The sequence below is a fragment of the Streptomyces sp. NPDC048504 genome (assembly GCF_043200035.1).
In the GTDB taxonomy this organism is placed as follows: Bacteria; Actinomycetota; Actinomycetes; order Streptomycetales; family Streptomycetaceae; genus Streptomyces.
Genome location: NZ_JBICXA010000003.1, coordinates 497,636 through 517,931 on the forward strand (window position 1 = coordinate 497,636; position 20,296 = coordinate 517,931).

21 protein-coding genes and 2 pseudogenes are annotated in these 20,296 nt (G+C 69.7%); 16 read left to right on the top strand and 7 right to left on the bottom strand.

The window, feature by feature from the left end:
• Nucleotides 1–14 precede the first annotated feature (14 nt).
• From lipB to ACGFY9_RS10040, 4 genes are all read left to right on the top strand, one after another.
• Nucleotides 15–833, top strand: coding sequence for a lipoyl(octanoyl) transferase LipB (lipB, locus tag ACGFY9_RS10025; RefSeq protein ID WP_393753237.1), 819 nt, complete (start codon nt 15–17; stop codon nt 831–833).
• Between the two features lie 133 nt (nt 834–966).
• On the top strand, nt 967–1,932 hold the full coding sequence (lipA, locus tag ACGFY9_RS10030) for a lipoyl synthase (RefSeq protein ID WP_393753238.1): 966 nt from the start codon (nt 967–969) through the stop codon (nt 1,930–1,932).
• A gap of 242 nt (nt 1,933–2,174) precedes the next feature.
• Nucleotides 2,175–2,375, top strand: coding sequence for a hypothetical protein (locus ACGFY9_RS10035; protein WP_328683793.1), 201 nt, complete (start codon nt 2,175–2,177; stop codon nt 2,373–2,375).
• Between the two features lie 75 nt (nt 2,376–2,450).
• Nucleotides 2,451–3,158 carry a DUF4191 domain-containing protein gene (locus ACGFY9_RS10040; RefSeq protein WP_393753239.1) on the top strand — a complete coding sequence of 236 codons (708 nt, stop codon included), beginning with the start codon at nt 2,451–2,453 and terminating at the stop codon, nt 3,156–3,158.
• Between the two features lie 282 nt (nt 3,159–3,440).
• Here the strand turns inward: ACGFY9_RS10040 and ACGFY9_RS10045 are convergent, their stop codons facing one another.
• Complete coding sequence (locus ACGFY9_RS10045; RefSeq protein WP_393753240.1) at nt 3,441–4,133, bottom strand: alpha/beta fold hydrolase; 693 nt, start codon at nt 4,131–4,133, stop codon at nt 3,441–3,443.
• 74 nt (nt 4,134–4,207) lie between these two features.
• Entirely contained in the window at nt 4,208–4,807 is a 600-nt protein-coding gene (locus tag ACGFY9_RS10050; RefSeq protein ID WP_393753241.1) for a hypothetical protein, read from the bottom strand.
• Between the two features lie 188 nt (nt 4,808–4,995).
• Between ACGFY9_RS10050 and ACGFY9_RS10055 the strand changes: the two genes are divergently transcribed.
• Nucleotides 4,996–5,679 carry a DUF998 domain-containing protein gene (locus ACGFY9_RS10055; protein ID WP_393753242.1) on the top strand — a complete coding sequence of 228 codons (684 nt, stop codon included), beginning with the start codon at nt 4,996–4,998 and terminating at the stop codon, nt 5,677–5,679.
• Nucleotides 5,676–6,344, top strand: a complete 669-nt coding sequence (locus tag ACGFY9_RS10060; protein ID WP_393753243.1) for a TetR/AcrR family transcriptional regulator — start codon at nt 5,676–5,678, stop codon at nt 6,342–6,344. Before ACGFY9_RS10055 ends, ACGFY9_RS10060 begins: the two co-directional genes overlap by 4 nt.
• Before the next feature lie 53 nt (nt 6,345–6,397).
• Here ACGFY9_RS10060 and ACGFY9_RS10065 read toward each other — a convergent pair whose 3' ends face one another.
• The 3 genes and pseudogenes from ACGFY9_RS10065 to ACGFY9_RS10075 all read right to left on the bottom strand — a co-directional run.
• Nucleotides 6,398–7,666 carry a sulfate adenylyltransferase subunit 1 gene (locus ACGFY9_RS10065; RefSeq protein ID WP_393753244.1) on the bottom strand — a complete coding sequence of 423 codons (1,269 nt, stop codon included), beginning with the start codon at nt 7,664–7,666 and terminating at the stop codon, nt 6,398–6,400.
• A gap of 2 nt (nt 7,667–7,668) precedes the next feature.
• Nucleotides 7,669–8,602: pseudogene (gene cysD / locus ACGFY9_RS10070) on the bottom strand (sulfate adenylyltransferase subunit CysD).
• A pseudogene (locus ACGFY9_RS10075) lies at nt 8,599–8,763 on the bottom strand (adenylyl-sulfate kinase); the annotation flags it as partial. The pseudogenes ACGFY9_RS10075 and cysD, both read right to left, overlap by 4 nt.
• A gap of 42 nt (nt 8,764–8,805) precedes the next feature.
• On the opposite strand from ACGFY9_RS10075, the gene ACGFY9_RS10080 reads away from it, so the two are divergent.
• Complete coding sequence (locus ACGFY9_RS10080) at nt 8,806–9,255, top strand: hypothetical protein (RefSeq protein WP_393753385.1); 450 nt, start codon at nt 8,806–8,808, stop codon at nt 9,253–9,255.
• Nucleotides 9,256–9,289: 34 nt separating this feature from the next.
• Here the strand turns inward: ACGFY9_RS10080 and ACGFY9_RS10085 are convergent, their stop codons facing one another.
• Nucleotides 9,290–10,438 carry an FAD-dependent monooxygenase gene (locus ACGFY9_RS10085; protein WP_393753245.1) on the bottom strand — a complete coding sequence of 383 codons (1,149 nt, stop codon included), beginning with the start codon at nt 10,436–10,438 and terminating at the stop codon, nt 9,290–9,292.
• A gap of 126 nt (nt 10,439–10,564) precedes the next feature.
• Here ACGFY9_RS10085 and ACGFY9_RS10090 point away from each other — a divergent pair, with 126 nt between their 5' ends.
• The 5 genes from ACGFY9_RS10090 to ACGFY9_RS10110 all read left to right on the top strand — a co-directional run bounded on the left by ACGFY9_RS10090 (nt 10,565) and on the right by ACGFY9_RS10110 (nt 15,505).
• Nucleotides 10,565–11,467, top strand: a complete 903-nt coding sequence (locus ACGFY9_RS10090) for a LysR family transcriptional regulator (protein ID WP_393753246.1) — start codon at nt 10,565–10,567, stop codon at nt 11,465–11,467.
• A gap of 119 nt (nt 11,468–11,586) precedes the next feature.
• Nucleotides 11,587–12,525 carry a VOC family protein gene (locus tag ACGFY9_RS10095; protein ID WP_393753247.1) on the top strand — a complete coding sequence of 313 codons (939 nt, stop codon included), beginning with the start codon at nt 11,587–11,589 and terminating at the stop codon, nt 12,523–12,525.
• A gap of 40 nt (nt 12,526–12,565) precedes the next feature.
• Nucleotides 12,566–13,504 (top strand): MBL fold metallo-hydrolase, encoded by a 939-nt coding sequence (locus tag ACGFY9_RS10100; protein WP_393753248.1) that lies wholly within the window; start codon nt 12,566–12,568, stop codon nt 13,502–13,504.
• Between the two features lie 17 nt (nt 13,505–13,521).
• Nucleotides 13,522–14,337 carry a 3-keto-5-aminohexanoate cleavage protein gene (locus tag ACGFY9_RS10105; RefSeq protein ID WP_393753249.1) on the top strand — a complete coding sequence of 272 codons (816 nt, stop codon included), beginning with the start codon at nt 13,522–13,524 and terminating at the stop codon, nt 14,335–14,337.
• A gap of 25 nt (nt 14,338–14,362) precedes the next feature.
• Entirely contained in the window at nt 14,363–15,505 is a 1,143-nt protein-coding gene (locus ACGFY9_RS10110; protein ID WP_393753250.1) for an alpha/beta hydrolase family protein, read from the top strand.
• Nucleotides 15,506–15,542: 37 nt separating this feature from the next.
• Here the strand turns inward: ACGFY9_RS10110 and ACGFY9_RS10115 are convergent, their stop codons facing one another.
• On the bottom strand, nt 15,543–16,394 hold the full coding sequence (locus ACGFY9_RS10115; protein WP_393753251.1) for an IclR family transcriptional regulator: 852 nt from the start codon (nt 16,392–16,394) through the stop codon (nt 15,543–15,545).
• A 169-nt stretch (nt 16,395–16,563) separates the two neighbouring features.
• Between ACGFY9_RS10115 and hsaA the strand changes: the two genes are divergently transcribed.
• Genes hsaA through ACGFY9_RS10135 form a run of 4 tightly spaced genes read left to right on the top strand, consistent with a single transcriptional unit; the run spans nt 16,564 to nt 20,236 of the window.
• Entirely contained in the window at nt 16,564–17,733 is a 1,170-nt protein-coding gene (hsaA, locus tag ACGFY9_RS10120; RefSeq protein ID WP_393753252.1) for a 3-hydroxy-9,10-secoandrosta-1,3,5(10)-triene-9,17-dione monooxygenase oxygenase subunit, read from the top strand.
• Nucleotides 17,734–17,783: 50 nt separating this feature from the next.
• The gene (locus tag ACGFY9_RS10125) at nt 17,784–18,296 is read left to right on the top strand and encodes a flavin reductase family protein (RefSeq protein WP_393753253.1); all 513 of its coding nucleotides are present in this window, start codon (nt 17,784–17,786) and stop codon (nt 18,294–18,296) included.
• A 3-nt stretch (nt 18,297–18,299) separates the two neighbouring features.
• Nucleotides 18,300–19,301 (top strand): fumarylacetoacetate hydrolase family protein, encoded by a 1,002-nt coding sequence (locus tag ACGFY9_RS10130; protein WP_393753254.1) that lies wholly within the window; start codon nt 18,300–18,302, stop codon nt 19,299–19,301.
• The gene (locus ACGFY9_RS10135) at nt 19,298–20,236 is read left to right on the top strand and encodes a VOC family protein (protein WP_393753255.1); all 939 of its coding nucleotides are present in this window, start codon (nt 19,298–19,300) and stop codon (nt 20,234–20,236) included. Before ACGFY9_RS10130 ends, ACGFY9_RS10135 begins: the two co-directional genes overlap by 4 nt.
• Nucleotides 20,237–20,296: the final 60 nt, after the last annotated feature.

Genomic DNA, 20,296 nt, shown 5'->3' on the forward strand with positions numbered 1-20,296 from the left:
AGGAGGCGCTTGCCGTGGGTGAGTTGCGGTTCGTCCGGATGGGCTTCGGCGCGGACGCCGTCGAGTACCAGGAGGCGTGGGACGAGCAGCGCCGGGTGCACGCGGCCCGCTTCGCGGACGAGGTCCCCGACACCGTGCTACTGCTGGAACACCCGCCGGTCTACACGGCGGGCCGCCGCACGCAGGACAACGAGCGCCCGCTCGACGGCACCCCGGTCATCGACGTCGACCGCGGCGGCAAGATCACCTGGCACGGCCCCGGCCAGCTCGTCGGCTACCCGATCCAGAAGCTGCCCCGCCCGGTGGACGTCGTCGCGCACGTACGACGCCTGGAGGAGGCGCTGATCCGCGTGTGCGCGGAGTTCGGCGTGGAGACCAGCCGGGTCGAGGGCCGTAGTGGCGTGTGGGTACTGGGCGACCCGGTCGAGCAACGTCCGTCGATCGGCGGCCTGTCCCTCGATTTCGACCCCCGTCTGCACGACGAGGAGTTCGACCCGCGGATGAACGGCCCGGAGTACGCCCCCTCGAACGCCGGCCAGCGCCGCGAGGACCGCAAGATCGCCGCGATCGGCATCCGCGTCGCCAAGGGCGTCACGATGCACGGCTTCGCCCTGAACGTGAACCCGGACAACAGGTGGTTCGACCGGATCATCCCCTGCGGGATCCGTGACGCGGGTGTCGCCTCGCTGGCCGCCGAGCTGGGCCGGGACGTGACGATCGACGAGGTCCTGCCGGTGGTGGAGCGGCACCTGAAGGACGTGCTGGAGCACGCGGACCCGAAGCCGCGGCCGATCGAGAGAACACCGGCAACTGTCAGCCCGTCCGGCGTTTGAGGACGAGGCCCCTTCAGGGCCGAAGCGGGGGTCCGGGGGCGGCAGCCCCTGGGGGCCGACACCAGCACCGGGCATTCAAATCAACGGGCGTACCCTTAAGGGCGCCGAGGAATCAATCGCTAGGGAGCCCATCGTGTCCGCAGTCACCCCAGACGGACGCAAGATGCTGCGCCTGGAGGTCCGGAACGCCCAGACCCCCATCGAGCGCAAGCCCGAGTGGATCAAGACCCGGGCGAAAATGGGTCCCGAATACACGAAGATGCAGGCGCTCGTGAAGAGCGAGGGTCTGCACACGGTCTGCCAGGAAGCCGGCTGCCCCAACATCTACGAGTGCTGGGAGGACCGCGAGGCGACCTTCCTCATCGGCGGCGACCAGTGCACCCGGCGCTGCGACTTCTGCCAGATCGACACCGGCAAGCCCGAGGCCCTGGACCGCGACGAACCGCGCCGGGTCGGCGAGTCCGTCGTCACCATGGACCTGAACTACGCCACGATCACCGGCGTCGCCCGCGACGACCTGGAGGACGGCGGCGCCTGGCTGTACGCCGAGACGGTCCGCCAGATCCACGAGCAGACGTCGTCCCGCGAGGCCGGCCGCACCAAGGTGGAGCTCCTCGCCCCCGACTTCAACGCGGTCCCGGAGCAGCTCGCCGAGGTCTTCTCCTCCCGCCCCGAGGTCTTCGCGCACAACGTCGAGACGGTCCCCCGCATCTTCAAGCGCATCCGCCCCGGCTTCCGCTACGACCGCTCGCTCAAGGTCATCACCGAGGCCCGCGACTACGGTCTGGTCACGAAGTCGAACCTGATCCTCGGCATGGGCGAGACCCGCGAGGAGGTCAGCGAGGCGCTGCGCCAACTGCACGAGGCGGGCTGCGAGTTGGTCACCATCACGCAGTACCTGCGGCCGTCGGTGCGGCACCACCCCGTGGAGCGCTGGGTGAAGCCGCACGAGTTCGTGGAGCTGAAGGAGGAGGCCGACCAGATCGGCTTCTCCGGTGTCATGTCCGGCCCGCTGGTGCGCTCGTCGTACCGCGCCGGGCGCCTGTACCAGATGGCGATCGAGAAGCGTGGCGCGTACGTGGCCTCGCAGGCGGTGTGAAGCAAGGCTGTGTGAATTCGCGCACAAGTAGCTACTCGCGGGTAGCACCCCGCTACGACGCGGCCCTGACCGTCCTCCCAGTTGAGGGCGTTCATCAGGGCCGCGTCAGCATTTCGGCCCAGCGCATCAAGGCTTCATTGGCGTTTGACCGGTCGGTCACGCCCTGGTAACACCAAACAGTGACACTGCATTTACAGCACGTAGACCCATACCCAGAGCCGTTCCGAGGGGGGACCTCCACGATGCAGGCCGCGCCCGTCCGTGCCACCGCCATCCCGTCCGTCACCGACGCCCTGCGCGCGGTCGAGTCGCTGCTGCTGAGCAGTGGCCAGCGGACCGCCCGTCGCAACGCGTGGACCTCCGTCCTGGAGGACCGCCGCCGCGCCAAGGACCGGGTCGAGGCACAGCTCGTCCTGGAGCAGTCCCTCACCGCGCACTCCTGACTCCCCACGCTCCGAATCCCCACCCTGCGGACACCGCCGTCATCGGCGCTCCCGCGGGCACGTAGACTTCCTCGCATGGCGAGGAAGGACACGACAGCGGAAAACGCTGCGAACCCCGGGCGACTCAAGCAGATCGCTCTGACCTACAAGATGACCCGCAAGGCCGACAAAACGATCGGTCTTGTGCTCGCGGCTGTCGGAATCGTCACCTTCGGTGTCTTCCTCGCGATCGGCTTCTTGCTCGGGCACCCCATCTACCTTGGCATTCTCGGCCTCCTGCTCGCCTTCCTCGCGTCGGCGATCGTCTTCGGACGCCGGGCCGAGCGGGCCGCCTTCGGGCAGATGGAGGGCCAGCCGGGCGCGGCCGCGGCGGTACTGGACAACATCGGCCGGGGCTGGACGACGACTCCGGCGGTGGCGATGAACCGCAGCCAGGACGTGGTGCACCGCGCGGTCGGCAAGGCCGGCATCGTGCTGGTGGCCGAGGGCAACCCGAACCGGGTGAAGTCCCTGCTGGCCGCCGAGAAGAAGAAGATGAACCGCATCGTCGCGGACGTCCCGGTGCACGACGTGATGGTCGGCACGGGCGAGGGCCAGATCCCGCTGAAGAAGGTCCGCACGACAATGCTGAAGCTGCCGCGGGTCCTGACCGGCCCGCAGGTGACGGCGACCAACGACCGCCTGCGCGCGATGGGCGACCTGATGAGCAACATGCCGTTGCCAAAGGGCCCGATGCCGAAGGGCATGAAGCTCCCGAAGGGCGGCGGCGGCAAGGCCCGCTGAGCCCCACACACAGTTTCTACGACGGAGGGGGGGGGCGGGGGGGGGGGGGGGGGCCCCCCCCCCGGAAAGCCGGCCCCGGGGGGCGCCGGGGGCGTAGGCCCCGCCGGGGATAACCAGACGGGGCCCCCCCCCCCCCCCGCCCCCCCCCCCCCCCCCCGGGCGCGCCGGGGGCCCGGCCGCGGCGCGCCCCGCCCCGCGCGCCCCCCCCCCCCCCCCCGGGGGGGGGGGCGGCGGCGCGGCGCCCCGCGCCCCCCACGACTGTCGGCTGTCCGTGGAAAAGGCTCAGGCGGTGGTGCCCGACGCCGCCTTCTTGATGAACTCGGCGACCTCGGCGGGCCTGGACACGTACACGGCGTGACTGCCGCCGGTCTCGGTCACGGTCGCGCCGGCCCGCTCGGCCATGAAGCGTTGCGCGGGCGGCGGGATCATGCGGTCGTCGGTGGCGACGAGATAGAAACTGGGCTTCGTCTGCCAGGCCGGCTCGGTGACCGCGCCCGCCAACGCGTCCACGCCCCACGGCACTTGGGAGTCCGCGAGGAACTGGGCGTCGGCGGCGGGCAGGTCCCCGGCGAAGGACGCGGCGAACTTCTCCCGGTCGAGGAAGAGAAACCCGTCGACGGGCGGCAGGATCGGCGGGACCGGAGCGCCGGGCGGCGGGTCGGCGATGAGGGTGTTCACCGACTCGCCCTTGTCGGGCGCGAACGCCGTGACGTACACGAGCGTCGCCACGTTCTCGTGGGTGCCGGCCTCGGTGATCACCGCGCCGCCGTAGGAGTGGCCGACGAGTACGGTCGGGCCGTCCTGGGCGTCGAGGACCCGTTTGGTCGTGGCGACGTCGCCTTCGAGGGACAGCGTGGGGTTCTGGACGACGCTCACGCGGTAGCCGTCGGCGCGGAGCGCGTCGTGGACGCCCCGCCAGCCCGATCCGTCGACGAATCCGCCGTGCACGAGGACGACGTTCTTTGCGATGCTCACGATGCGCCAACTCCTTCGTGGGGTAAGTGCTTTGGTGCTGAGAGGTCAGGCAGGTCGCGGGACGGGACCGGCCGTTACTGAACGGCCCGCACCGACGGCTGGGTCTGCTCCGGTGCCTGCGCCAGTGCCATGAGGCGGGCCTGGGCGCGGGCGGGGTAGACCTTCGTGAAGACGGCGGGGGCGACCAGTCCGACGACGTGGGCGGTGATGCCGACCCAGGCCGGGGCGTCCACCGCGCCCGCGATGGCCAGGCTGACGGCGATGAAGGTGAAGCCGGCTCCCCAGGCGCTGGTGATGTACTTGTTGACCTGGACGAACTCGGGCATGTCCCAGTACTCGCGCGGGGTCTGCCGCTTGGCGATGCCCAGCGTGAAGGGGCTCCGGACCACCAGGCTCCCCCAGGCGGTGCCGCCCAGCCAGACGAAGGAGATGACGTCGGTGTGGCCGGCCAGCGACGAGTCCGGCCTGACGACGGAGACGGCGCCGATCACCACGAAGTAGGCGAGGGTGCTGATCTCCAGCACCAGCGCGTCGAAGCCGACCCCGCGGCGACGGTCGTTCAGCATCATCAGCAGCCCCGTGACGAGACCGCCGAGCGCGCCCCAGCGCCAGTCGAAGGACGAGAGGACGCCGGCGACGATCCAGGGAGCGAATCCGGGCAGATAAGCCAACATTGATTGGTTCCTCGGTGGATGGGAGTGGACGCCGACTAGATGCACGGCGGCCCTCGAAGTTCGAACCTTGCAATGTGATGCCGATCACACGATCAGCGGGCACCCGTGACCGCTAAACGGATAGATCTATCCACTTAATGTAGGGTGGTGAGCATGACCTGTCGAGAGGAGTCGTGATGGGAGTTCCGATGTCACGCAAGATCTGGCTTCCGCTGGGAGCCGCCGTCCTGGTGCTGAACGCGGTGCAGTGGGTGGTGTCCGAGGCGGTCGCCGCGGCCGCCTGGACCACCCCGCCCTACAACTACGCCACGAACTACATCAGCGACCTGGGCGTCACGGACTGCGGCACGAAGTTCCAGGACGGCGTCATCTGCTCGCCGGATCACACGCTGATGAACACGTCGTTCGTCGTCCAGGGGATCCTGTTCGCCGCCGGGGTGATCCTGCTGGCGGTACCCCTGCTCACGGGCCGCGTACGCCGCGTGGTCATCGCCCTGGCGGGCGCGCATGCGGTGGGCTTCCTGCTGGTCGGCCTGTTCCACGGCTCCGCGGACGGCCCGGGCTACAGCCTGGGGCTGCACGTCGGGGGCGCGTCGGTCGCCATCCTGTGCGCCAACACGATCGTGATCATGGCGGGTTCGCTGAAGAGCCTCCAACTGCCGCGCGCGTACCGCGTGTTCAGCATCGCGGTCGGCGTCCTGGGCCTGCTGAGCGAGGCGGGCGTGGGCGTCTCGACGAGCACGGCCGGCGCCTTCGAGCGGGGCGGTGTCTACTCATGGCTGCTGTGGAGCGTCGTGACCGGCGTATCGCTCCTGGTCGGGCGGGCGCGCCGGGCCACCGGGGCGAAGATGCCGGAGAATGTCCCGGCGTGAGCCCGGATACCCCGCACCAACGCCCGCTGCGAGCGGACGCGGAACGAAACCGCCGCCTGATCATGACGACGGCCGACCGCCTGTTCGCCCGGCGGGGGGCCACAGTGCCCCTCAACGAGATCGCCCGCGAGGCCGGGATCGGCGTAGGCACGGTCTACCGCCGCTTCCCCGACCTCCAGTCCCTGGTGGACGCCCTGTTCACGGAACGCTTCACGATGTTCCTGGACCTGGCCGCCAAGGCCGCCGAACTGCCGGACCCGGCCCAGGCGCTACGGCACTACCTGCTGGCGGCGGCACAGTGGCGCTCCGAGGACCGCGCCCTGGAGGTCATCCTGGCCAACGCGAGCGTCGACACGGGCCCGGTCGCCCGCACCCGCGACCAGCTGGGCCGCCTCGTCGACGGCCTCGCGGAACGAGCGGTGGCCGCCGGCGCCGTCCGCAAGGATTTCGCCAGCGCCGACGTGTACGCCTTCCTGTACATGATCGGCGCGGTCGCCGACCGCACGAACGCCGTCGCGCCGGACGCCTGGCGGCGGTATGCGGAGGTGCTGATGGTGGGGTTCGGGTTGGAGGGGGCGGCTACGGCCCACACATCGGCGCTGACGGACGAGCAGCTGCTGGACAGCTGGCCGAAGCCGGCGGGCGAGCAGGGACAGCAGAGGTAACGCGGGCGGGGACGCACTCGGAGCGTCGAGCGAGCCTCACGGCCACGGCCCGCTCACCGATCGGCGTCCGCGCACATCCCTGCCGCGAGAACGGCCCCGTCGGCGGGGCTGATCAGGAGGAAGGAACCGGTGAGGCGGGAGTCGGCGTAGGCGTCGAACGGCAGTGGCTCGGCGGTGTGCAGCACCATCGAGCCGATGTCGTTGACGGAGAACTCACCGGGGTCGCTCTCGCGGGCCAGGCCGCGGGTGAGGTCGATGCGGTGCGGGAGTTCCCGTACGACGGCCTTGACCGTACGGGTGCCGTGTTTGAGCAGGACGCGCGAACTGACGTGCAGCGGACGCTCGTTGAGATGACAGACCGTGGCCCTGACGTCCTGCGTGGTGGCCGGTGCCTGCGCGCTGGGGGCGATGAGGTCACCGCGTGAGATGTCGATGTCGTCCTCAAGGAGAAGCGTCACCGACTGCGGCGCCCAGGCCCGGTCGACCGGCGAACCGAGGGCGTCGATACCGGTGATCTTGCTGGTGAGACCGGACGGCAGGACGGTGACCGGGTCGCCGACGCGCAGCACACCGGAGGCGATCTGTCCCGCGTATCCCCGGTAGTCCGGGTGCTCGGCGCTCCGCGGCCGGATGACGTACTGCACGGGGAACCGGGCCGCCGCACTCGCGAGGGCGGTGCCGACGGGGACGGTCTCCAGGTGTTCGAGGACGGTCGGCCCGCCGTACCAGTCCATGTGCGCGGACGGTTCCACGACGTTGTCGCCGGCCAGCGCCGAGATGGGGATCGCGGTGATCTCGGGGATGCCGAGTTCGCTCGCGCAGGCCGTGAACTCCTCGGCGATGGTGGCGAACACGGGCTCGCGGTAGTCGACGAGGTCCATCTTGTTGACGGCGAGGACGACGTGCGGGACGCGCAGCAGCGCGGCGATCGCGGCGTGGCGCCGGGTCTGTTCGACGACACCGTTGCGGGCGTCGACGAGGATCACCGTCAGTTCGGCGGTGGAGGCGCCGGTGACCATGTTGCGGGTGTACTGCACATGGCCCGGGGTGTCGGCGAGGATGAACCGCCGCCGGGGCGTGGCGAAGTAGCGGTACGCCACGTCGATCGTGATGCCCTGCTCGCGCTCGGCGCGCAGGCCGTCGGTGAGGAGGGCGAGGTCGGGAGCGTCCTGGCCGCGATCGGCCGACACCCGCTCCACGGCTTCGAGTTGGTCGGTGAGGACCGACTTGGAGTCGTGCAACAGCCGTCCTACGAGGGTGGACTTGCCGTCGTCGACGGAGCCCGCGGTGGCGAGGCGCAATGTGCCGATGGTCGTCCCCATGATCAGAAGTACCCCTCGCGCTTGCGGTCCTCCATGGCGGCCTCGGACAGCTTGTCGTCGGCCCGGGTGGCGCCCCGCTCGGTCAGCCGGGAGGCGGTGATCTCGTCGATGACCTGCTCGATGGTGACCGCGCCGGAGTCGACCGCGCCGGTGCACGACATGTCACCGACGGTCCGGTACCGCACCTGGCGCTTCTCGACGGTCTCGCCGTCCCCCGGCCCGCCCCAACTCCCGGGCGCCAGCCACAGTTCGCCCCGTCGGAAGACCTCGCGCTCATGGGCGTAGTAGATGGCGGGGAGGTCGATGCCTTCGCGGGCGATGTACTGCCAGACGTCCAGCTCGGTCCAGTTGGACAGGGGGAACACGCGGACGTGCTCACCGGGTGCGTGCCGCCCGTTGTAGAGATTCCACAGTTCGGGGCGTTGCCGGCGCGGCTCCCACGCCCCGAACTCGTCCCGCAGCGAGAACACCCGCTCCTTGGCGCGCGCCTTCTCCTCGTCCCTACGACCCCCACCGAACACCGCGTCGAACTTCTCGCTCTGGATCTTCTCCGTCAACGGCACGGTCTGCAGCGGGTTCCGGGTCCCGTCGGGGCGTTCGCGCAGCACACCGCGGTCGATGTAGTCCTGTACGGAGGCCACATGGAGACGCAGCCCATGCTTCTCGACCGTGCGGTCCCGGTACTCAAGCACCTCGGGAAAGTTGTGTCCGGTATCCACATGCAGCAGCGAGAACGGCACCGGCGCGCGCGAACGCCTTCAACGCCAGATGCAGCATCACGATCGAGTCCTTGCCACCGGAGAACAGGATCACCGGCCGCTCGAACTCCCCCACCACTTCACGGAAGATGTGCACCGCCTCCGACTCAAGCGCGTCCAGGTGCGGCAGCGCATACGGGTTCTCCGTGCCGGCCGTGTGCTTGGCGGCGACAGTCATGCCAACTCCTTTCGCACGAGCAACGCGTGCAGCGCGTCCACTGATTCGACGGCCCGCTCGGCGTGCGCGTCGATCCGCAGATCGGGGTGCGCGGGCTCTTCATAGGGGTCGTCCGCGCCGGTCAGTCCGGAGATCCGGCCGGCGGCGTGCTGAGCCCCAAGTACCTGCTCCCCGAGTTCGCGTTCTCCGGCCTGATCGGCCTGATGTCCGGTCTCGCCCGCCGCTCACTCGACGACATCGCCGACCTCACCCGCTCCAAGCGACGCCCCTTCAGCTCCGGAACCGACGCCGAGCGCGCCCACTTCCAGCACGTCCTGGGCGAGTTGGACACCGAACTGAACGCGGCCCGCGCCTACAGCCTGCAACTCCTCGAAGAACTCTGGGAGACCTGCGTCCACCGAGCCGAGCCGTCGACCCGGCTGCGCTGCGCCTTCGCCGCCCCCATGACCCACGTGCTGGAGACAGCGGTCAAGGTCACCAGCACCGCCCTGCGCTTCGGCGGCTCCGGCGCCGTCTACCTGACCAACGCCCTTCAGCGCAACGCCCGCGACGCGGCAGTGGCCGCACAGCACGTCACCGTCAGCGAGATGCACTACGAGACGCACGGGCGCACCCTGCTCGGCTACGAGGAGGGCGGCCACCCTCGCGGGTGAACGTCAACGCCCTTGAGATGTAGGCCCGTTCGGATCAGAACGGCTGGTTGAGGAAGGTCTCCGTCTGCCTCATCTGCTCCGGCAGAACCTCACGCAGGTGCGCGACGGCGTGGGGCAGGGTCGCGGCGGTGATGGCCATCTCCCCGACGAGGATCTGGTGGGAAACGTCCTGGACGAGTCCCACCCGCTCACGGCGACGTTCCATGAACGCCGGCAGAGTGGCGTCGACATCGCGGTCCGGTACGGCGAGTTCCTCGGCGAGGACGACGGCGTCCTCCAGCGCCATGCCCGCGCCCTGCGTGAGATGCGGGGCGCAGGCGTGCGCGGCGTCGCCGAGGACGATCACGCGACCCTTGAACCACGGGGCGGGCAACTGCACTTCGCTGAGCGGGCTGTAGACGACGGCGTCGGACGGGGTGATGGTGTCGCGGAGTTCGCCGACGAGGCCGCCGTAGCCGGCGAGGCGCTCGACGAGGAGGTCGGCCTTGGCGTTCTCGGGTATCTGCGGGTTGCCGGGTTCGGCGGTGACATGGAGCAGGTACATGCTGTCGGCGCTGAGCGGGATGACACCCGCCTTCGTGCCGTCGCCCTGGAACAGCATCGTGTGCGTGACGTCCGCCGGGCGGGGCATCGTCAGACGCCATACCGAGTATCCGGTGAAGACGGGGTCGTACCCGGTACCGAAGAGCCGCCGCCGCAGCCGTGAACGCAGCCCTTCGAAACCGACCACCAGGTCGTACGACTCCGTCCGGCGGTCGGAGAAGGTGACTTCCAGCCGCTCGTCCGTGTCGACGAGGTCCTCCACCGTCGTCCCGTAGGTGATCTTGGTCCCGGCCCGCTCGGCCGCCGCCGTGAGAATGCCGTGCAGGGCCCGTCGGGACAGGGCCGTGTTGGCGGGAACGTCGCCGCCCAGGGCGGACAGGCAGTCGACGATGGGGGCGCCCTGCCAGTCGTAGAAGGAGGTCCGGTCGAAGGGGAAGCCGGTCGCGAGCACCTCGTCGAGTACGCCGAGTGCGCGCAGCGCGCGCAGGGAGTTGGCGGGCTGGTTGATGCCGACGCCGAGGACGTCGGAGTTCGGGCGCTGCTCGACGACGTCGACCTGGACGCCGCGCCGGGCGAGGGCGGTGGCGGCTGCGAGTCCGCCTATGCCCGCCCCGCTGATCAGGACTCTTGTCACCTGCATGGTCGCCGCCTCACGTCATTGTGGTTCGAGCATGGTGACGGTATGACGCGGGTCACCATGTTCCAAGCGATTCCTTTTGATGCATAGGATCGATATGAGTGATGTGAGTGGGGGAAGGAGGTCGACGTGGGTCTGGACGGTGTGGATCTGAACCTCCTGCTGGCGCTTGACGCGCTGCTCGTCGAGCGCAATGTGACGCGGGCGGCCGAGCGCATGTACGTCGGGCAGCCGGCGATGAGCGCGTCGCTCGGGCGGCTGCGCAAGCACTTCGACGATCCGTTGCTGGTGCGGGAAGGCAGGACGCTGGTCCCGACGCCCCTGGCGCTGTCCCTCGCTCCGCTGGTCCGTGAGGCGGTGGCGGCCTCGGAGGCGGTGTTCAGGCGGTCGCGGGGGTTCGACCCGCTGGCCGACCGCCGTTCGTTCACCCTCATGGCCAGCGACTACGTCACGCTCATCCTGCTGCGTCCGCTGCTCGTGAAGCTGGCCGAGGAGGCGCCGCTCCAGCGGGTGAACGTCGTTCCGGTGCAGAGCGACTTCGCCGAGCAGCTGCGCAGGGGCGACATCGATCTGCTGGTGCTGCCGACCGAGATCGCCGGGTCCCTGGCCGTTCCCCACCGTCATCTGTTCAACGACCGCTACGTCCTGATCGCCGACCCGGACAACGACGCGGTGGGGCCCACGGTCGACGCGGAGGACTTCTCCCGGCTGCCCTACGTCGCCTACAGCGCCGGCCCACTGCCCTCGATCGCCGACTCCCAGCTGGACGCGCTCGGCATTCAGCGGCGGGCCGAGGTGAGCACCCAGAACTTCGTCATCGTCCCCTTCCTGGTGACCGGGACCCGCTTCGTCTCCCTCGTGCACGAGAAGCTGGCACGCCACTTCGCCGGCCAGGTCCGGCTGCGGGTACTGGAGGCTCCCGCTCCGCTGCGCCCGATCAGCGAGGCGCTGTTCTGGAGCCCGCGGAACACGCACGACCCGGCACACGCCTGGCTGCGGGAGCGGATCACGGAACTGGCGGCGGATCTGTAGATCGATGCTGTCGATTCACGGCATCGACAGCAATTGTTTTCGATGCTGGCCGACTGTACGTAGCGTCGAATCGCGCTCACAAGGATGTGCGGCGTACGTCCCACGCTGGAGCAGCCTTCATGGACTTCTCGACGTCCCCGCACTCCCCGATCACCCACCTGCGGTACGTGGCCGTCGCCGTACCCGACTTCGAGGCCACGGTGGAGTTCAACGGCGGGGTGTGGGGTCTGCGACAGGTCGCGGACGACCGGAACGTCTCCTTCTTCGCCGCGGCGGGCAGCACCGAGCAGTACATCCTGCGGGTGCGGTACGCCCCGGAGAAGCGCCTGGACCTGATCGCCTTCGGTGCCGAGAACGTGGCCTCCGTCGACGCCCTCGCGGAGCGGCTCATCGCCGCCGGTGTCCGCATCGACCGGGAGCCCGCCGCGCTGGAGACGCCCGGCGGGGGCTACGGATTCCGCTTCTTCGACCCCGAGGGCCGCCTCATCGAGGTCTCCTGTCACGTCGAACAGCGCGCCGCACGCCTGCTGGAGCCGCGCGAGTCGATACCGCGCAAGCTCAGCCACGTGGTGATCAACAGCACGGACATCGCCACCACCAAGGCGTTCTACGAACGGCACTTGGGCTTCCGGCTCTCCGACTGGCTGGAGGACCGCATGTGTTTCCTGCGGACCCGGGTCGACCACCACATCCTGGCGATCAGCTCGGGCCCGCATGTGGCGCTCAACCACATCTCGTTCGAGATGCGCGGCATCGACGAGTACATGCGCGGCTCCGGCCGGCTGATCCGGCACGGCAACGACCCGCTGTGGGGTCCCGGCCGGCACGGCGCCGGCGACAACACCTTCACCTACTTCCTGGACCCGGGCGGCAACGTCGTGGAGTACACGACCGAGTTGGAGAAGATCCACGACGACGAGACCTGGGTCCCGCGCCGCTTCGAGGCCACCCCCGAGGCCGCCGACCACTGGGGCACGGGCGGCCTGATCACCGACGCGATGATCCCGGCGATGTTCAACGAGCCCGACAAGGGGCTGTGGACCCCGTCCCCGATCTGACGGGGCCGAGTCGGAGCACATCCCTTTGGAAGGAGCCGCAGTGAGCACGGTCCACCACGATGTCCCCCACCTCGCACCGCCCCGAACCGAGGAGGTCAGCGACGGGGTGTTCGCCTACATCCAGCCCGACGGGAGCTGGTGGATCAACAACACCGGTTTCCTGGCCGGCCGTCGCGGGGTGATCAGCGTCGACGCCTGCTCCACGGTCCGTCGTACGCGCGCCTATCTGGAAGCCATCTCTGCGGTCACACCGCAGCCGGTGCGCACACTGATCAACACGCATCATCACGGTGACCACACCTTCGGCAACCATCTCTTCTCCGGCGCGACGATCGTCGGGCACGAGGCCACCCGCGCGGGCATCCTCGACTGGGGCGAACCGAGGTCGGCGCCGTTCTGGACCGAGGTGGACTGGGGTGACGTCGTCCTTGAACCGCCCTTCCTCACCTACACGGAGTCGGTGACCGTCTGGTCCGACGAACTCCGCGCCGAGGTGTTCCACGTCGGCGGCCCCGCCCACACGACGAACGACTCGGTGGTGTGGCTGCCGGAACGGCGGGTGCTGTTCAGCGGCGATCTGCTGTTCAACGGCGGCACCCCCTTCCTCGTACAGGGATCGGTGGCCGGTGCGATCCGGGTCCTGGAGGAGGTCGTCGAACCGCTGGGCGCGACGACCATCGTGCCCGGTCACGGCGGTGTCACCGGCCCCGAGCTGATCGACGAGACGCTCGGCTACCTGCGTTTCGTCCAGGCCGCGGCCCGCGACGGCGTCGCCGCCGGGCTGACCCCGCTGGAGACCGCCCGCGACCTGGACCTGGGCGGGTACGGCGAGTGGCTCGACCCGGAGCGCATCGTCGGCAACCTCCACCGCGCCTACGCCGAGGTGGCGGGCGGCCCGCTCGGCCGCCGTATCGATGTCCCCACAGCCCTCGCCGACATGGTCGCCTTCAACGGCCGTCCCCTTTCCTGTTACGCCTGAGCCGCCGCGGAGCCGCCATGACCGCCGTCATCACCGTCGCCCCCACCGGACCGATCGCCTCCAAGGCAGACCATCCCGGGCTCCCCACCCAGCCGGAGGAGATCGCCGCGGCCGTCGCCGAGGGGTACGCGGCCGGTGCCGCCGTCGCCCACCTCCATCTGCGCGACGAGCACGACCGCCCGACCGCCGACCTCGACATCGCCCGGCGGACCATGGACCTGATCCGTGAACGCTGCCCGATTCTCGTCCAGTTGAGCACCGGCGTCGGCCTGGACGTGCCGTTCGCGGAGCGCGAGGCACTGGTCGAACTCCGGCCGCGCATGGCCACGTTGAACCCCTGCTCGATGAGTTTCGGCGCCGGCGAGTTCCGCAACCCGCCGGACGGCGTACGGCGGTTGGCCGCGCGGATGCGTGAACTCGAGGTGAAGCCGGAGCTGGAGATCTACGACACCGGCCATCTCGACGCCTGTCTGCGTCTCCTCGACGAGGAGCTGCTCGTCGAGCCACTGCAGTTCAGCATCGTGCTCGGAGTGCGCGGCGGTATGGCGGCGACGGCGCAGAACCTGATGACCATGGTCGACCGGCTCCCCGAGGGCGCCGTGTGGCAGGTGATCGCCATCGGCCGGGCCAACCTCCGCCTCACCGCGATCGGCCTGGCCCTGGGCGGCAACGCCCGCGCCGGTCTGGAGGACACCCTCTACCTCCGCAAGGGCGAACTGGCCCCCGGCAACGAGCCCTTGGTCAGTCGGGCCGTAGCGCTGGCGCAGGCGCTGGACCGTCCGGTGGCCGACGTCGGCCGGGCCGAGGCTCTCCTCGGTCTCGGCGAACAGTAGAGACGAGCAGCAGAGGAGCACCGTCGTGTTCGAGATCTTCCCCGGCAACTACCCCTGGAACCTGGCGGTCAACATCGCCCTGAACACCGGAGCCCACATCACCGAGGTCGCCCAGGCGTGTGCGTCGGTGCTGGAGGCGTCGGGCGAGGGGGAGGACTCCGGTACCGAGCAGTTCTTCCGGTCCTGGACCGCGCTGGCCGACCGCCTCGTCGAGCGCGCCGAGGAGGCGGAGACCGAGGGGTACGCGCTCACCGCGGGTGCCCTGTACTCGCGGGCCTCGGTGTACTACCTGACGGCCGAGCGCTTGCAGAGCCGCCACTACGCCCCTCGCCAGGGCGCCTACCGCAAGATGCTCGACTCCTTCGAGAAGGGCATCGTGCTGGGCCGGCAGAACTGCGCCAAGGTCGAGATCCCCTACGAACACACCGCTCTGCCCGGCCTGTTCGTCGCGGCCGAGGGAGACACCGGCCCGGCGCCGTGCATGGTGCACTACAACGGCCTCGACAGCACCAAGGAGATGATCTACGGCTCCGGTATCGCCCACGAGCTGGCCCGTCGTGGTGTCTCCACGCTGATCGTCGACCATCCCGGCACCGGCGAGGCGCTCCGGCTGCGGGATCTGCCCGGGCGGCACGACAGCGAGCACTGGTCGGCCTTCTGCGTCGACTGGCTGGAGGACCGCGGCGACGTCGATCCGGAACGGATCGGGGTCATGGGCTGGTCGCTGGGCGGCTATTACGCCCCTCGCGCAGCCGCTTTCGAGAAGCGGTTCAGCCTGTGTGTCGCCTGGGGCGCCAACTACAACTGGGGCGAATTGCAAAAACGCCGGCTGGCCCGCGAAGGCGACCGTCCGGTCCCGCACTACTGGGACCACGTTCAGTGGGTGTTCGGCAAACAGAATCTTGAGGAGTTCATGGCTTTCGCGCCGAGCATGAGTCTCGTCGGCGTGACCGAACAGATCACGGTTCCTTTTCTCGTCACCCACGGTGCGGGCGACCGTCAGATTCCCCGTGAATACGCCGTCGCCCAGTACGAGACCGCCGTCAACAGCACCCGGCGCGAACTCAAGTGGTTCACCGAGCGGGAGGGAGGAGTCGAGCATGTCAGCGCCGACAACATGCCGGCCGCCACCGGATTCATCTCCGACTGGGTCGCCGACACCCTGTGAGTGGGCGCGGCGGGCCGAAGTCACCGCACCGGCCCGCTCATTCCCACTCGCTGAACCGCAGCCAGGCGAGCACGGTGGCGGTGTCGCCGCTCTCCGGGCCGGGACCGGCGGTGACGTGGTGGGTCTCCTCGAACCGCCGCCCGGTGTCGAAGAGCGAGGCCCACACCGCCCGCGCGCACTGACCGACCTGATGGGCCATGCGCTTCAGGTCGGCGTGGCCCACCGTCCTCGACAGCGAGATCGCGGCCAGCGCCCGCCCCGCGCCACGCAGCGGCGCCGCGACGCAGGTCACGCCGTCGAAGCACTCCTCCCGGTCGAACGCCACACCCTCCGTACGTGCTCTGGCAAGCTCTGCGCGCAGGGACTCGCCCCTGGTGATGGTCGACCTGGTGCGTGGCGCGAGGTCGCCCGCGAGCAGCTGCTCGACCGTCGCGTCACCGAAGGCGAGCAGTGCCTTTCCCGCCGCCGTGCAGTGCGCGGGCAGCCGGCCGCCGACCTGGTAGCCGATCGAGGACCGCCGCGGGTCGCCGATCTGCTCAAGACACAGGACTTCCCCCTTGTCGAGCACGGACAGATGGGCCCAGTGGCCGGTGGCCTGGTGCAGCGAGATCAGGTGCGGCAGGGCGGCGCGCCGCAGCCGGTTGTGGTGGGAGGCGAAGGCGCCCAGCTCCAGCAGCCGCAGGCCCAGGTAGTACCTGCGCCCTTCCTTCCCGAGCCAGCCGATCTGGACGAGCTGGTCCAGCAGCCGGTGCACGGTCGTCTGAGACAGCCCGGAGTGGCGCACCACGTCGGTGAGACCGAGGGCGGACCTCGGCCCTTCGAAGGCACCGAGAATCAGCGCCGCTTTCTCCAACAGAGGCAGTCCAGAGGTATCCGCGTCAGTCGCCATGAACGCTCCCGATGTCCGGGGCCGGTTTTCCCGCTCACCGGAAGAATACATGTTTTCCGGTGAGCGGAAGAAATCCAGTTCGCGGCGGATCCAAAATCCGTAGTCTCGCCAACAGCTCGCGGCGACGAGCGAATTCCTCCATTCACAACGACGTTCTTGGAGAAGGCACATGAGCGAACAGGACGTACTCGCGGCAGTGCTGCGGATTCTGCCCGCGATACGTGAAAGGGCGGCGGAGGCCGAGGCACAGTGCTGTGTGCCGGCGGCCACGGTCAAGGAGTTGACGGAGGCCGGTTTCTTCCGCCTGTTGCAGCCCCGGCACTACGGCGGTCTCGGGGCCGATCCGGTCGTGTTCCTGGACTGTCTGCGGCACCTCGGCCGTGCGTGCGGATCCACCGGCTGGGTCGCCGGCGTACTCGGCGTCAACGCCTGGCAGTTGGCCCTGTTCGCGCCTCGGGCCCAGGAGGACGTCTGGGGGCCGGACCGTGACGCCCGCGTCTGTGTGTCCTTGGCGCCCGTGGGTCAGGTGACCCAACTGGCCGACGGATACCGGCTGTCGGGGCGGTGGAGCTTCTCCTCCGGGAGTGATCACGCCGGCTGGGCGATGATCGGCGCCATCGTGCGCGACGGCCAGGGCAAGCCCCTGGAGATGCGCACCTTCCTGCTGCCCTGCTCCGACTACCGCGTCGACCGGGTGTGGGACACCGTGGGCCTGCGCGGCACCGGCAGCAACGACCTGGTCGTCGAGGACGTCTTCGTGCCGGCGCACCGGACGCTCGGCGCGAGCCAGCTCGCCGACCGGAACCGGCCGGGCCACGCCGTGAATCCCGAGCCGGTGTACCGCCTGCCCCTGGGCTCCCTGTTCACCTCGTCCATCTCGGCACCCCTCGTGGGCATGGCGGAAGCCGCCTACGAGGCGTACCTCACCGCGATGCGGACCCGCATCCGTGCGTCCGGGGGCTCCGCCGTCGCCGAGGACCCCTTCGCCCAGGTCCGGGCCGGCCGTGCCGCGAGCGAAATCGACGCCGCCTGGCTCCAGTTGAGCCGAAACGTCGCCGAGGTCTACGACTCCGCCAAGCGCGGGGAACAACCGCCGATGCGCCTGCGCACCCGCCTGCGCCGCGACCAGGTGCTGGCCACCGAACGGGCGGTGACAGCCGTCGACCTGCTCATGGAGAACGCGGGCGGCGGAGCGATGCGCACCGGGGACAACGTCCTCCAGCGGGCCTGGCGGGACGTGCACACCGGCCGCGGACACATCACCAACGACCCGGAGAAGGCGCTCGTGCTCTTCGGCCGGGAGGCGTTCGGGCTCGACGTCAGCGACCCGATGCTGTGACACCTCCGGTGACGAAAAGACCCCACTCGACCCCGGTACAGGAGGGCACCATGAACAAGCAGCTGACGGGCCCCGAGCCCGGTCGCACGATCGACCAGCACCAATTCCGCACCACGATGGGCCACTTCGCCTCGGGTCTGACCGTGGTCGCGGGCCTCGACCAGGCGGGCCGGCCCACGGGCCTGACCTGCCAGTCCTTCTCGTCCCTCTCCGTCGAACCGCCGCTGGTCCTGGTCTGCATAGGGCTGGGCTCGACGAGTTGGCCACGGATAGAGCCCACCGGCCGGTTCGGCATCAGCATCCTCGCCGAGGAACAGCAGGACGTCTGTTCCGCGCTCGGACGGCGCTCCGACGACAAGTTCGATGCCATCCCCTGGCGGGCCGGCGAGAACGGATCGGTGTACATCGAGGGCGCGTTGGCGACGATCGACTGCCGGATCGGCGCCATCCACGAGGCCGGTGACCACCGTGTCGTCATCGGCAGGGTGATGGACCTCGAAGTCCGCGAGGACGGCGCGCCCTTGCTGTTCTACCGCGGTTCCTACAGCAAGGGAGCGTTCTGAGTCATGGCCGAACCCGCCTCGTTCGCCGGTCCGTTCGCGCTGGGCACCTTCTCGTTCGCCGGTGCCGCCCCGTTTCCCGGGCTGGTCGTCGACGACCTCGTGCTCGACATCAGCACACTGTCCGCACCGGTCGGCGCGCCCACCACCCGCGCCCTGCTGGAGGACTGGGAACGGGCCCTGCCGTTCCTCCGTCGGCTCGCCGGCCGTACGAGCGAGGGGACTTGGCTGCCCCTCGCGCGGCTGCGCATCCACCCGCCCGTGGAACCACGCCAGATCCTCCAGGCGGGCGCCAACTACCGCACCCACGTGGTCGAGTTGACCCTGGTCCACAGTGCCGCCGACGACACCCGCACCGAGGCCGAGGCCCGCGCCGAGGCCCATGCCGAGGTCGACCGCCGCGCCGCCGAGGGCGAGCCGTACGTCTTCACCGGCCTGCCGTCCTCCCTCACCGGCGCGTACGACGACCTGCTGCTTCCCGGGTGGACCGAGCAGGTCGACTGGGAACTCGAACTCTGCGCCGTCATCGCCCGCTCCGCCTACCGGGTCGGCCCCGAGGAGGCACTGGCCCACGTCGGCGCCTACACCATCGCCAACGACATCACCGCACGCGACGCCGTCTTCCGCACCGAGCTGGGCCCGATCGGCGTCGACTGGCGACGCGGCAAGAACATGCCCGGCTTCACCCCGCTCGGGCCGTTCCTCGTCCCGTCGGACCACATCGGCGTCCCGGACGATCTCCAGGTCACGCTGCGGCTCAACGGGGAGGTGAAGCAGGACGAGTCCACCAAGGACATGCTCTTCGACGTCGCCAGGCTCGTCTCCTATGTCTCCCAGACCACCCAACTGCTCCCCGGAGACCTGCTGTTGACGGGCAGCCCGGCGGGCAACGGCATCCACTGGGGCCGACTGCTCAAGGACGGCGACGTGATGGAGAGCACCATCTCCGGCCTCGGCGTCCAGCGCACCCGATGCGTCGCCGAACAGGACCGAAAGGACACCCCATGACCCAGCGCCTGCTGACCCACCTCCGCCACGTCGACCTCGCCGTACCCGACTACGACCGTCAACTCGCCTTCTACACCGGCCCGTGGGGACTGGTCCCGGTCGCGGAGGACTCCGGCATCTCCTTCCTCGCGGCCGAAGGCTCGCCCGAGCAGTACGTGGTACGGCTGCGCAGGGCCGAGGACAAGCGGCTCGACCTGATCTCCTTCGGCGCCGCGACCCGCTCCGACGTGGACACCCTGGCCGAACAACTGCTCGCCGATGGCGTCCAGTTGATCTCCCGCCCGGACACGCTGGACACGCCCGGCGGCGGCTACGGCTTCCGGTTCTTCGACATCGACGGCCGTACGGTGGAGGTCTCCGCGGAGGTGGGGACACGCGAGCACCGCAGGATCGAGGAGCGGGAGGCCATTCCCGTCCGGCTCTCGCACGTCGTGGTGAACTCCCCCGACATCGGCGCGACCCGCGCCTGGTACGAACGCCACCTCGCGTTCGCGCTGTCCGACGCGATCGGCTCCCCGCGCACCGGCGACATCATGAACTTCCTGCGGATCAGCTCGCAGCACCACACCCTGGGCATCGCGGCGGGCCCGCACACATCGGTGCACCACGTCTCCTTCGAGATGCGCGGCCTGGACGAGTTCATGCGCGGCACGGGACGGCTGCTGCGCGCCGGCGCCCGAATGACCTGGGGACCCGGCCGGCACCTCGCCGGGGACAACACGTTCTCCTACTTCCTCGACCCGCACGGCAACACGGTCGAGTACACGACGGAGATGGAGGAGCTGGACGAGGACAGCTGGCACCCGCACAGCTACACCTTCATGGATGAGGAGGTCAGCGACCAGTGGGGGACGGCGAACCCGATGAACGAGGTCATCGCCAAGGAACAGCACAACGACGTCGACCGGGGCGTCTTCGTGGCCCCGCCCGTCTGACCCGCCCGTCCGACCCGGCACCGCACCCGCGCCGACCGTACGCCCCGTGACCCTGGAGCC

Bases quoted from the DNA above. Each gene is read 5' to 3' on its own strand.
- hsaA (WP_393753252.1), top strand. From the start codon at position 16,564: ATGAGCGAACAGGACGTACTCGCGGCAGTGCTGCGGATTCTGCCCGCG.
- ACGFY9_RS10050 (WP_393753241.1), bottom strand. From the start codon at position 4,807: ATGTTGGCTTATCTGCCCGGATTCGCTCCCTGGATCGTCGCCGGCGTC.
- ACGFY9_RS10040 (WP_393753239.1), top strand. From the start codon at position 2,451: ATGGCGAGGAAGGACACGACAGCGGAAAACGCTGCGAACCCCGGGCGA.
- ACGFY9_RS10130 (WP_393753254.1), top strand. From the start codon at position 18,300: ATGGCCGAACCCGCCTCGTTCGCCGGTCCGTTCGCGCTGGGCACCTTC.
- ACGFY9_RS10085 (WP_393753245.1), bottom strand. From the start codon at position 10,438: ATGCAGGTGACAAGAGTCCTGATCAGCGGGGCGGGCATAGGCGGACTC.
- ACGFY9_RS10125 (WP_393753253.1), top strand. From the start codon at position 17,784: ATGAACAAGCAGCTGACGGGCCCCGAGCCCGGTCGCACGATCGACCAG.
- ACGFY9_RS10055 (WP_393753242.1), top strand. From the start codon at position 4,996: ATGTCACGCAAGATCTGGCTTCCGCTGGGAGCCGCCGTCCTGGTGCTG.
- ACGFY9_RS10080 (WP_393753385.1), top strand. From the start codon at position 8,806: ATGTCCGGTCTCGCCCGCCGCTCACTCGACGACATCGCCGACCTCACC.
- ACGFY9_RS10135 (WP_393753255.1), top strand. From the start codon at position 19,298: ATGACCCAGCGCCTGCTGACCCACCTCCGCCACGTCGACCTCGCCGTA.
- ACGFY9_RS10095 (WP_393753247.1), top strand. From the start codon at position 11,587: ATGGACTTCTCGACGTCCCCGCACTCCCCGATCACCCACCTGCGGTAC.
- ACGFY9_RS10115 (WP_393753251.1), bottom strand. From the start codon at position 16,394: ATGGCGACTGACGCGGATACCTCTGGACTGCCTCTGTTGGAGAAAGCG.
- ACGFY9_RS10035 (WP_328683793.1), top strand. From the start codon at position 2,175: ATGCAGGCCGCGCCCGTCCGTGCCACCGCCATCCCGTCCGTCACCGAC.
- ACGFY9_RS10065 (WP_393753244.1), bottom strand. From the start codon at position 7,666: ATGGGGACGACCATCGGCACATTGCGCCTCGCCACCGCGGGCTCCGTC.
- ACGFY9_RS10105 (WP_393753249.1), top strand. From the start codon at position 13,522: ATGACCGCCGTCATCACCGTCGCCCCCACCGGACCGATCGCCTCCAAG.